Annotated in this window: 11 protein-coding genes and 1 rRNA gene; 6 read left to right on the top strand and 6 right to left on the bottom strand. The window is 41.5% G+C overall.

The window, feature by feature from the left end; all coding sequences use genetic code 11:
* Nucleotides 1-3 precede the first annotated feature (3 nt).
* A 5S ribosomal RNA gene (gene rrf, locus DQW11_RS19520) occupies nt 4-115 on the top strand.
* A 101-nt stretch (nt 116-216) separates the two neighbouring features.
* Here rrf and DQW11_RS19515 read toward each other — a convergent pair.
* Nucleotides 217-2,496 carry a helix-turn-helix domain-containing protein gene (locus tag DQW11_RS19515; RefSeq protein ID WP_113925786.1) on the bottom strand — a complete coding sequence of 760 codons (2,280 nt, stop codon included), beginning with the start codon at nt 2,494-2,496 and terminating at the stop codon, nt 217-219.
* A gap of 239 nt (nt 2,497-2,735) precedes the next feature.
* Here DQW11_RS19515 and DQW11_RS19510 point away from each other — a divergent pair, with 239 nt between their 5' ends.
* The 5 genes from DQW11_RS19510 (at nt 2,736) to DQW11_RS19490 (ending at nt 7,211) form a co-directional block, all read left to right on the top strand.
* The gene (locus tag DQW11_RS19510) at nt 2,736-3,440 is read left to right on the top strand and encodes an SDR family oxidoreductase (protein WP_113925785.1); all 705 of its coding nucleotides are present in this window, start codon (nt 2,736-2,738) and stop codon (nt 3,438-3,440) included.
* Between the two features lie 5 nt (nt 3,441-3,445).
* A complete protein-coding gene (ispG, locus tag DQW11_RS19505) occupies nt 3,446-5,425 on the top strand; it encodes a (E)-4-hydroxy-3-methylbut-2-enyl-diphosphate synthase (protein WP_113925809.1) in 1,980 nt (659 codons plus the stop codon).
* Between the two features lie 194 nt (nt 5,426-5,619).
* Nucleotides 5,620-5,811: a DUF6728 family protein gene (locus tag DQW11_RS19500; RefSeq protein WP_113925784.1), complete on the top strand. Its 192-nt coding sequence runs from the start codon at nt 5,620-5,622 to the stop codon at nt 5,809-5,811.
* Nucleotides 5,812-5,907: 96 nt separating this feature from the next.
* Nucleotides 5,908-6,261, top strand: coding sequence for an MmcQ/YjbR family DNA-binding protein (locus tag DQW11_RS19495; protein WP_113925783.1), 354 nt, complete (start codon nt 5,908-5,910; stop codon nt 6,259-6,261).
* Entirely contained in the window at nt 6,258-7,211 is a 954-nt protein-coding gene (locus DQW11_RS19490; protein WP_113925782.1) for an ABC transporter ATP-binding protein, read from the top strand. Before DQW11_RS19495 ends, DQW11_RS19490 begins: the two co-directional genes overlap by 4 nt.
* Nucleotide 7,212: 1 nt before the next feature.
* On the opposite strand, the gene DQW11_RS22670 is transcribed toward DQW11_RS19490, so the two are convergent.
* From DQW11_RS22670 to leuS, 5 genes are all read right to left on the bottom strand, one after another.
* Nucleotides 7,213-7,452, bottom strand: a complete 240-nt coding sequence (locus DQW11_RS22670) for a type II toxin-antitoxin system HicA family toxin (protein ID WP_113925781.1) — start codon at nt 7,450-7,452, stop codon at nt 7,213-7,215.
* Nucleotides 7,449-7,676 (bottom strand): type II toxin-antitoxin system HicB family antitoxin, encoded by a 228-nt coding sequence (locus DQW11_RS19480; RefSeq protein WP_113925780.1) that lies wholly within the window; start codon nt 7,674-7,676, stop codon nt 7,449-7,451. The genes DQW11_RS22670 and DQW11_RS19480 overlap by 4 nt, the downstream gene beginning before the upstream one ends.
* A gap of 130 nt (nt 7,677-7,806) precedes the next feature.
* Entirely contained in the window at nt 7,807-8,331 is a 525-nt protein-coding gene (locus tag DQW11_RS19475; protein WP_113925779.1) for an FKBP-type peptidyl-prolyl cis-trans isomerase, read from the bottom strand.
* A 27-nt stretch (nt 8,332-8,358) separates the two neighbouring features.
* The gene (locus tag DQW11_RS19470; protein ID WP_113925778.1) at nt 8,359-8,679 is read right to left on the bottom strand and encodes a hypothetical protein; all 321 of its coding nucleotides are present in this window, start codon (nt 8,677-8,679) and stop codon (nt 8,359-8,361) included.
* Between the two features lie 124 nt (nt 8,680-8,803).
* On the bottom strand, nt 8,804-11,578 hold the full coding sequence (leuS, locus tag DQW11_RS19465) for a leucine--tRNA ligase (RefSeq protein WP_113925777.1): 2,775 nt from the start codon (nt 11,576-11,578) through the stop codon (nt 8,804-8,806).
* Between the last annotated feature and the right edge of the window lie 265 nt (nt 11,579-11,843).

Raw genomic sequence — 11,843 nt, 5'->3', positions numbered from 1 at the left:
GATTTAGGCGGCCCAGCGCAGGGGTCCCACCTCTTCCCATCCCGAACAGAGAAGTTAAGCCCTGCAGCGCCGATGGTACTGGGGTTACACCCGGGAGAGTAGGCCGCCGCCACATTATTCAGACCCTTAGTTCATACCTGAGGGTCTTTTTGGTTTTAGGACCCACAAGGATAACAAAGTCTGGTTAAACAGAGATAGAAGATATTGAAAAAAGTGTCAAGTGTTTTCTTCCAAGCCAGCTAAGTAATTGGCAACCATTTTTAAAGTACCATAATCGAACTTGGCGGGAAATTCTTGGCGAACAAGTACAATATCCCCATTTTTGGATTGGATAAGGTCCCCGATTTCCTCGATCTCCTTTTGAGATAAATGCGAATGGATTGAGACTTTTCCCTCTGCAATACCCTTGGCTAAATGTCCACGAATAGTTGATTCCGCCAATCCTCGCTCTGAAGCAATTTCTGAAATTGATTTTCCGCTTTGACTCAGCTCATAGGTAATTTCGTACGTTTCCCCTTTTTCTCTTTTGAGTTTCGCCTCCCCTTTTTCCTTCTTTTTCCTACCTGTTTTGTTCGCTGCAAATTTGGGATTTTCCTTTGCTGCCTGTCTTGCTTCCTGGGCCAGTGCAAGCCGAAGGTCGATGAGTTCTTGTGAAACTTTGTCCATTTTGCCGATTTCCTCCCCATTGAAAATGGCAGGTACTAAAAAAGTCACTTTCTTGACCTCGGTCAGTTTCTTAAAAACCATTAATTCTACTTCTGAAATCCCTTCCAGATAACTTTTACTCCTGGTAAACCTTTCAACCTCCCCTGCATGGATCAATATATTTTTGAGGCTTGACTCAAGTAATTTGGAATAATATTGGCTTCCTTTTTCCAATCGTTCAAGTAGCTTTTCTTCCTCGTTTGATTGGAGAATCTGTAACAATTGCCGCTGAAATTTGTAGGTATTTTCACCTTCTTGAAGAAAACCCTCATAAATCAGAGGAATTGCTTTTTGCATTTCTGCATCTTCAAATTCCATAGTGCCTCCAAAATCTTTTGAAAAAGTTTGGAGTGAATTGATGATCTCTCCAAAATCAAACGTACTTTCCAAAAGCCTCGCCATGTACCTCCTTTGGTGAAGGCTCAGTAGCCTTTCCAAAGGTTCCTGGTCTTGTGTAGTCTGGGTGAAATTGACCACATCCCGGTCACTGTTGATGACATGAGATTGGATGCGGGTACGCAAGGTAAGCCCATCCAAACCGCGCAACCTACTCAATGCCACATACACTTGGCCAGGAGTAAAAGCCTGTCCTACATCAATGATGGCCCGGTCAAAGGTCAACCCCTGGCTTTTATGTACAGTCACAGCCCAAGCAAGTTTGATAGGATACTGCTCAAAAGTCCCGATCACATCCTCTTCTAGCTCCTTGGTTTCCTCATTGATGATGTACTTTTTGTTTTCCCAAACTTCTTTTCGAAGCTTATATTCTATCGAACTGTCTGCCAAACGGACCATTATTTCGTCTCCGTCGATGGTTTTTACAGTTGCCATTTTCCCATTAAAATATTCTGAAAAACCACTCGTATCATTTTTGATAAACATGATCTGGGCACCTTCTTTTAGCTCCAGAACCTTAGGGATGGGATAAAGGCTTTCCGGGAAATCCTTATCAATCACCGCCTCAAAAGTATGGGATTTGGTTTTGAGTGCTGCCAATTCCTTTTGGTTGTGTTCTTCAGCTTTATAATTGTGTGTGGTGATGATAATAGTGTCTCGTAAGTTTTTGATTTCCTCCTCTGTTTTATAAAAGGTGTTCAAAAAAGAGATATCTGCTGCGGTGGCTTCGTTGTCGCGGAGATGATTCAGAATCGTGATGAATTTCTCGTCCTTTTGTCGGAAGATTTTGTCCAATTCCAAATAAACCATTCCTGATTGGCGAATCGCTTGGGATTCAAAAAAATGCATGCTTTTGTAAAATTTGTTGAGGACCTGCCATTCGTAGTCCTTCACAATAGGGGGCAATTGAAACAAATCCCCGATCATCAGGACCTGAACCCCGCCAAAAGGCTCTTCAAAATTTCTTTTTACACTGCGCATCCGGTAATCAATCGCATCGAGAATATCCGCCCTCAGCATACTGACCTCATCGATGATGATCAGATCCACAGCTTTCAGGACCTTTTTTCTCGCCATATTCAAAGGATGTCTTCTACCTAAAGTAAATTGGGTGAAGAAATTGCCATTGCTGCTGAAGTTCCCCTCAGGTTCACGGGTAGGGAGAAATGTCCCAAAAGGAAGTAAAAACTGGGAATGTATGGTGACTCCTTTGGCATGTAATGCAGCAATTCCGGTAGGCGCCAGGATCACAAAACGCTTGTGGGTAAGGTCAGCAAGCTTTCTGAGGAATGTGGTTTTGCCTGTTCCAGCTTTTCCTGTCAAAAAAATCGGGCTATTGGTGCTATTCACAAAGTGTGCCGCCAACTCCAACCTGTCTGTAATCTGAGTTTCCATATGGCTAAAATTAAGAACAAAAAACCTATAGCACCCGGGAATAAACGTTTAAGTTCGCAAAGTTTTTAAAAAAATGTAACTTTGTTTCCGATAGATAGTTGTCATACTAACTATTGAAATACTAAGTAAACCCGATAGGTCAATTCTGGAATTAATGAATGGTTGTCTGTTAAACCAGGTTCTGTATTTTATTCCATAAGAATAATTACCATCAAAATTTCTTCATTAAAAAAATCAGAATGTCAAAAAGTATATTGGTTACGGGAGGAACAAAAGGAATCGGCCGCGCTATCATTGAGAAGTTTGGGGCAGAAGGTTTTGATGTTTTTACCTGTTCACGTCATTTAATAGATTTGGAGAATTTGAAGGGTGATTTTGAATCCCAATTTCCCAATCAGAATATCCATATTTTTTCTGCAGACCTTTCCAAAAAGGAAGAAGTACATGCATTTTCCGAATTTGTAAAAAAGATAACATTCCCGGATGTCATCATTAATAACACCGGTGTTTTTTATCCAGGTTCTATTCATTCTGAACCGGATGGTAATTTTGAACTGATGATGCAGACCAATCTTTTCTCTGCCTATTACCTGACTAAGGCATTTACTTCAGAAATGATGGCCAGGAAATCAGGACATATCTTTTCGATCGGTTCTATAGCAGGCTTGACCGCTTATGCCAACGGCGGGAGCTATGCGATTTCCAAATGGGCACTGTTGGGTTTTACAAAATGCCTAAGAGAAGAATTAAAAAATTATAACATCAAAGTAACCTCGGTTTTGCCTGGCGCTACCTATACCGCAAGTTGGGAAGGAGTGGATATTCCTGAAGAGCGGTTTATGAAATCAGCCGATGTTGCCGAATCAGTATGGGCGGCTTATAACCTTTCGCCCTATTCTGTTGTTGAAGAAATAGTGATCAGACCCCAATTAGGAGACTTATGACCGGTATGGAACCCAAATCAGTGTTGGAAAAAATCAAATATTGTAATAGCCTGACGGAATATTCTAGAAGGAAAACCATCCCTGTCAAAGTAGGTGATGTGGTCATCGGGGGAGACAATCCCATTGTAGTGCAGTCCATGACAACTGTCGATACCATGGATACCCTAGGCTCGGTGGAGCAAAGCATCCGTATGATCGAAAGTGGGTGTCAACTTATCAGAATCACTGCACCTAGCATAAAGGAGGCTGAAAATCTCCAAAACATCAAAAACGAACTTAAGAAAAGGGGTTACAATACGCCCTTGGTCGCTGATATTCATTTTACCCCCAATGCAGCCGAAATCGCTGCAAAAATCGTGGAAAAAGTGCGGATCAATCCGGGAAACTATGCCGATAAAAAGAAATTTGAGGTCATAGAATATACTGACGAAAGCTATCAAGAAGAATTGGACCGCATCAGGGAAAGATTTCTTCCTTTGGTCAAAATCTGTAAAGAATACGGAACCGCCATGCGCATAGGAACCAACCACGGTTCGCTTTCCGACAGGATTATGAGCCGTTATGGCGACACTCCTCTCGGAATGGTAGAATCTGCTTTGGAGTTTTTGAGGATTTGTGAAGATGAGAATTACCATGACATTGTCATTTCGATGAAATCTTCCAATACCCAAGTCATGGTGCAGGCTTACAGGTTATTGGTGCAGAAGTTGGATGAAGGTGGATTTAAGCCATATCCCCTGCATTTGGGAGTGACCGAGGCGGGAGATGGGGAAGACGGAAGAATCAAGTCTGCTGTAGGGATTGGAACTTTGTTGGAAGATGGATTAGGAGATACCGTGCGCGTTTCATTGACAGAAGATCCGGAGTTTGAAGCACCCGTTGCAAAGTCTTTGGTGGACCGATACGTCGAGAGGAAAGGTCATACACCGATTGAGGAGCTTCATCATTTTCCCATCACACCTTTTGAGCACAATAAAAGAGATACGATTGAGGTTTTTAATTTTGGCGGCAGCAATGTTCCTAGGGTGATTGCAGATATTTCTGCAGTAGCCAACATCACTGAAAAGGAAATGAAGAACATCGGCCACTTCTATTTGCCTGAGTTGGACAAATGGAAAATGAACGACCAGGGTGCCGATTACGTGTTTTCAGGTGACCATCCGATTCCTTTCATGCTGCCTAACGGTATGAAGGAGATCCAATATTTCAACCATTGGCTACATTCAGAAGATCAGGTCAATAAGTTTCCTGCTTTTACATTGCCTGAATTTAAGATAGCGACAAACTTCCATTATGGATTGAATTTTCTGATGCTTTCAGACTTAGAAGTATATGAAGCTCTTCCGTTTTTGGAAGGAAGAAAAGACGTCGTCGTGATTTTGCAGAGTGACAATGCACATAAAATGGCTGCTCTCCGTCGGGCTTTTATTTCCCTGATGGAAAACCATTGCTTGGCTCCGGTGGTTGTAATGGTAAATTATCCCGTACAGGACTCAGACAAAACCATGCTTTATGCAGCTACGGATGTAGGAGGATTGTTGGTCGATGGATTGGGAGAGGGTATCATGTTGGGAATCGGAGCTTATGAAGGCCGTGAAAGAGAGCAGATTTTGGCACAGATCAAATTGCATAATTCTGTTGGCTTTGGTGTGCTACAAGCTGCAAGAACCAGGATGTCCAAGACGGAATATATTTCCTGTCCTTCCTGTGGAAGAACTTTATTCGACCTTCAGGAAACGACAGCCATGATCCGCAAAAGAACAGACCACCTTAAAGGAGTCAAAATCGGTATCATGGGATGTATAGTCAACGGGCCTGGTGAAATGGCAGATGCTGACTTTGGATATGTCGGTTCGGGAAAAGGTAAAATCACCTTATACAAAGGGAAAGAGGTAGTAAAAAAATCTGTTCCTTCCGAAAGGGCTGTGGACGAACTGATCGAAATCATCCGAAAAGACGGAATGTGGATCGAACCGGAGGTTTGATTCAGTGGTCAGAAAACAGTGTTCAGTCTCAGTGTTCAGTCCGTAATCCATTGAGATTTTGAGATATGTTTTGAAAAATCAATTTCACGTAGTGGACAGTCGACTGTGGTCTGTTGACTTATTTAAAAATAGTTGCATCAATACGATTGGATTCACGCCATTAACTCAATAACCAATTTCTAAAAACCATAAATATGTCAAACAGCAGATTAAAGGAATTTTTTAAAGTTGGAGAAGTAGGCCATTATTTTATCCGGGTTTTTCAGAAACCTGATCCAAACAAACCATCCAATTTTAACCTTAGGATGATGCATGGCATCAATAAGATTTCTATCCTGATGTTTTTGGCCGCCATCATCGTTTATATTTTTAAACGCTGCACTTAAACCAATCTGCCATTTTTTCCTTTTACTTCTTCCTCATTACTTTTTACCTTTAACCAAATAACCAATAACCGATCAACCACTACCCCCCTACTTCCCATGACCATTACCTTTTTTAGGGAATATTGCCTGTCCAAATCCGGAGTTTCCGAGGATACGCCTTTCGATGAAAACACCCTTTGCTTCAAGGTAGGCGGAAAGATTTTTGCCATCATTGACATTGAGCTTTTTGAAAGTGTCAACCTCAAATGTGATCCTGAAAGAGCTGCTGAACTCCGGGAAAAATACCGTGGAATTGTGCCCGGATACCATATGAACAAGAAGCATTGGAATACGGTAATGTTTGATGGGTCAGTTTCGGATAAGCTGATTTTGGAATTGGTGGATCATTCCTATGATTTGATTTTGAATAGCTTGCCAAAGAAAACCAGAGAAAGTATCCAAATGCCATGAGCTACCTCAAGATCGATTCCATCCAAAAAAGCTTTCAGGAAGGGCTGCCTGTAATCAAAAATTTTTCTTTAGAAATCTCAAAAGGCCAAATCATTTCCTTGGTTGGAGAAAGCGGTTCAGGTAAAAGTACCTTGCTGAGAATCATTGCCGGTCTGGAAAGCCGGAATGAAGGTGAAGTATTTCTTAACGAAGTCAGAGTTCAAAATCCAAAAGAGCAGCTAGTACCCGGAATAGACGAAATCCAATTGGTCTACCAGGACTATCACCTCTATCCCAAATCTAATGTTGAGGAGAATATCTTGAGACCTTTGTTGCTTTTTGATAAAAAATACAAGGAAAGCAGGCTGGAAATGCTGTTGGAAATGTTGGGTTTGAAGGCGTTCAGAGACAAATTACCAAGGCATCTTTCAGGAGGACAGCAGCAGAAAGTAGCAATTGGAAGGGCTTTGAGTGTGGAGCCGCAGGTGTTGTTGTTGGATGAACCGTTTTCAAGTTTGGATACCATACAGCGGCGGGAATTGATCATGGAACTGAAGATCATGTTTCAAAATCTTGGAGTCACGGTACTTTTTGTAACCCATGACTTGGATGATGCTTTGCAGATGACCAATGATTTGGTGATCATACAAAAGGGAAAACTAATCCAAAAAGGCCACCCTGAGGAGATTTTTTCCAAACCAAAAAACCTCTACGCAGCAAAGCTTTTCAGTCATTTGAATCCCCTTCCCAATAAAGAAAAAACCTATATCCGGCCTTCAGATGTTCAATTATTCAAGACAAGCGGTATTCCTGCCAGAATTATAGAGAGGCAATATCTGGTGCATTATAACCAGTTGATGGTAAAACTGACTAATGGAACAGTCTGGAAAATTGAGGATAAAAAAAGGGTTTTTGCAGTAGGAGAAAAAGTATTTTTGAAATGGGAGGAAGGAAAAGAGATTGCGTTTTAGCCTATAATTTCTTGTCTTTTAATATTTTTATAAAATCTTCAGGGCTAAGATTAATTTGCTTTAGGATGCTACGAATTAGTGGTCTTGAAACGTCAACTCCCTTATGATGTGGTATCGTAGTATATCTTCCATCAGGATGGCGGTAGAAAACGTGACTTCCTTTTTGTCTTACAATTTGAAATCCCAATGAAATAAGGAGTTTCTCGAAGGTCAAAGAATCAATTATGGGAAGTTTACTCATACAGAAACTGAAAAATGCTGAACACCTATAAATTCTGGAAGGCTTTCAATTTCCTCGGTACTCATTTCTTCCAAACACAATTCAATAACTTCTTTTAGATTGACCTGCAGTTCATCGAGAGTTTTTGCCTGAGTATGGGCTCCCGGGAGATTTGGAACTATCCCTATATAAAGGTCGGATTCTTTGTCTTTTTCAATTTGTGCAGTGAATTGGTACGATTTCATAGAAGAACAGTTTTGAGTTTAAAATAAGTGATTTTTCTTAAATTATCCTGAATAATAATCAACAGATTGATTAAGAAAATAATCATTACCAAAGTTTTAAACTTTGGTAATGATCCATTTTTAACATAACTCAATGCTGATGTCCGTGGTCTCCGTGGACATGACCGTGGTCAAGTTCTTCAGGAGTTGCTTCCCTCACCTCAAATACTTCCCCATCAAAATGGAGGTCAAAACCTACCAAAGGATGGTTGAAGTCCAATAAAATTTCTGACCCAAGATCCTTCAATACTTTTGCCTGCATGGGATAGCCGTTTTCATCCACAAGGGGAAGAAAATTTCCTTCTTCCAACATCTCCGGCTCGAATCCTGCCGCGGCTGAAAACTGGTCTTTGGGCAATGCCATGATCATTTCATCATCAGGTTCACCGTAAGCATCTTGGGCAGAGATGGTAAAGTTGAAACTTTCACCTTGGCTTTTTCCGGCCAACAGTTCTTCAAATTTTTCCGGTAATCCACTAAACCCAAAGATGAAGTAAAAAGGATCTTCATTGTCTCTGACTTCCACACTGAATGGAACTGACTCTATTTCGTCTTCTTCTTTGCTGACTTTAAGTTCGTAGGTCAGCCCTACCACTGCGTTTTTTACTATTTCCATGATAAAGGATTTAATTTCAATTTTAACTTACTTGATGGCGCCATTGATCATGACGGCCAATATGCTGAGCATGCTGAGGACGAAACATCCAAAAACCCATCCCCATTTTTGCTTGTATGTCAACAGAATGGAAGCAATGAATATCAAGCCGAAAACCATTCCAAATACAAACAGGACTTTGAGATACATTTCCTCCGAAGCATGGAAATAAGGAACTTCCGCTTTTTCTACCGGTTGCAGTACCAAATCTTCGCCAAGCATCTTGTAACCTATCCATTCCCTCCAATAGGAATAAGCGAATATTCCGGAGGAAGCGATGGCAGCAAATGAGACGAAGAACCGGTTCATGGGGAAATAGTTAATGGTTATTGAGTTATTTGGTTTTTAGATATTGGAAATCCGGTATGTGGTTATCTTGGTTATTTTCTTCGATTTCTTTGAAACTTTCCAATCTTCCAATTTTTCAATTTTCTCAAATCACAATATTCACAATTTTACCCGGCACGACAATCACTTTTTTAGGGGCGTTGCCTTCGGTCCATTTCAGCACTGTTTCGTCTTTCAAAGCCGCCTCTTCGATTTCTTCTTTGGTCAAAGAAAGTGGAAGCATGAGCTTTGCCCGCATTTTTCCATTGATGGAAACAGGATATTCGTGGCTGTTTTCCACCAAGAATTCTTCTTTGAATTCAGGGAAAGAAGCAAATATGATCGATTCGGAATGGCCCAACAGTGTCCAAAGTTCCTCTGCAATATGCGGCGCATAAGGAGAAACTATTACTGCCAAAGGCTCAAGGATTTCTCTTTTATTGCATTTCAAGGCAGAGAGTTCATTTACACAAATCATAAATGACGCCACTGAAGTATTGAAGGAATAATTCTCCAGATCCTCCTGTGTCTTTTTGATGGTTTTGTGAAGGGTTTTGAGTTCTTCTTTGCCGGCCTTTTCTTCGGAAACGCTGAATTCCCCGTTGGTATCGTGGTACAACCTCCAAAGCTTTTTCAGGAATTTGGATACGCCGTCAATGCCATTGGTATTCCAGGGTTTGAATTGCTCCAAAGGTCCAAGGAACATTTCATACAATCTCAAGGTGTCAGCACCATATCTTTCGATGATGTCGTCAGGATTGACCACGTTGTATTTGGACTTGGACATTTTCTCCACCTCTGCACCGCAGATATATTTCCCGTCTTCCAATACAAATTCAGCGTCCTTCAGGTCAGGCCTCCATGCTTTGAATTTCTCAATGTTCAGTTGGTCATTGTTTACAATATTTACATCGACATGCATGGCAGAAGTATCATATTGATCTTTGAAACCATGGCTTACAAAGGTGTTTGTTCCTTTTACCCTATACACAAAGTTGGATCTTCCCTGAATCATTCCCTGATTGATCATCTTTTGGAATGGCTCTTCGATGCTTACTGCACCGATATCGTATAGGAATTTGGTCCAAAATCTAGAATATAACAGGTGGCCTGTTGCGTGTTCTGCACCACCGATATACAAATCCACCGAACCCCAATACTGTTCTTTTTCTTTGGATACAAATTCCCCGGTATTTCCCGGGTCCATATACCTGAAAAAATACCAGCTTGAACCCGCCCATCCTGGCATAGTGCTCATTTCCAATGGAAATTCTCCCTCAGCAGTTTTGTATGTCCAGTCTTTTGCCCTGCCAAGTGGTGGTTCGCCATCTTCAGTAGGCAAATATTTATCCACCTCAGGCAAAACCAAAGGCAGGTCTTTTTCATCCATCAGGTAAGGCAGACCATCTTTGAAATAAACAGGTAGTGGTTCACCCCAATAGCGCTGACGCGTAAAGATGGCATCACGCATCCTATATTGGATTTTGCCGTTTCCGATTTTCTTTTCTTCCAGGAATTCGATGGCCTTGTTCATCGCCTCCTTCATTTCCATATTGGAGATGAATCCTGAGTTGATGATGGTTCCACCTTTTCCGGGAAATGAACCGTTTTCCATACTTCCGGCAATTACTTGCCTGATCTCTAATCCAAAGTGTTTTGCAAAGTTGTAATCCCGCTCATCATGGGAAGGCACAGCCATGACTGCCCCGGTGCCATATCCTGCCAAAACATAATCGGCAACCCAGATTTGGATTTCTTCTCCGTTGAAAGGATTGATGGCATAAGATCCGGTAAATGCCCCGGAGATGGTTTTGACATCTGACATCCTGTCTCTTTCGGAGCGGTTTTTTGCAGTCTCGATGTAGGCTTCGGCGGTATTCCTTTGGTCCTCGGTGATCAGTTCGCCGACATAATCATGCTCAGGAGCCAATGCCAAATATGTTACACCATAGATGGTGTCTATCCTCGTAGTAAATACTTTGATCAGTTTATCCTGTCCTTTGACCTGAAAAACCATCTCTGCACCGATGGATTTTCCAATCCAGTTTCGCTGCATTTCCTTGATGGGTTCGGACCATTCTACTGTTTCCAATCCTTGAAGCAATCTGTCTGCATAGGCTGTAATCCGCATGCTCCACTGCATCATTTTTTTGCGCTCGACAGGATGGCCTCCTCTTTCGGAGAAACCGTCTTTGACTTCGTCATTGGAAAGGACTGTACCCAAGGCTGCGCACCAGTTGACGGAGGTCTCCGCGAGAAAAGTCAAGCGGTATTTTAACAGGATTTCCTGTTGTTCTTTTTCATTGAAATTGTTCCAATCAGAAGCAGAAAACTCGGGTGTATCTTCATCGCAAACCGCATGGACATTGGCGTTTCCTTCCACAGAAAACTTTTCTACCAATGAAGCAATGTTCAGGGCTTTGTTATCAACCTTATCATAATAGCTGTTGAACAGCTGCATAAAAATCCACTGCGTCCACTTGTAATAGCTCGGGTCAGAAGTCCTGACTTCTTTGTCCCAATCAAATGCAAAACCGATATTTTTCAGCTGTTCTGTATAACGGCGGATATTTTGCTCGGTGGTAATGGCGGGATGTTGTCCGGTTTGAATGGCATATTGCTCCGCAGGAAGACCAAATGAATCATATCCCATCGGATGAAGGACATTGTATCCCTGTAATCTCTTGAATCTCGTAATGATATCAGAGGCGATGTATCCAAGTGGATGACCGACATGCAAGCCCGCCCCGGAAGGATAGGGGAACATATCCAAGGAATAAAACTTCGGTTTTGTCGGATCAACTTGGGCATTGAAAATCTGGTTTTGCTCCCAGTAGGTTTGCCACTTTTTTTCTATTTCCTGAAAATTGTAATCAGCCATTATGGAATAATTGCGTTGCTTTTTGAGAATTGCTTGCAAAAATAGGAAAAATCACGGGAATAGGCTGACATTCCCTTATTTGCTTTGATCGATAAATCAAAATGAAATCGCTCAAAGCAAACACCCAAACTTGAAGATGAACTTAATCTCGAGGTCCAGATTTAAAAAGATTACTATTATCCCTTAAAAAATTATGGAAATACTCCATGATGCCAATAAAATGATAATTCAATACACATCTTGGCAGGAGACTGAATGGCCGATA

The sequence above is a fragment of the Cognataquiflexum aquatile genome (assembly GCF_003316845.1).
In the GTDB taxonomy this organism is placed as follows: Bacteria; Bacteroidota; Bacteroidia; order Cytophagales; family Cyclobacteriaceae; genus Cognataquiflexum; species Cognataquiflexum aquatile.
The sequence above is the reverse complement of the archived record's forward strand: the minus strand, read 5'-3'. Positions and strand labels throughout refer to the sequence as shown.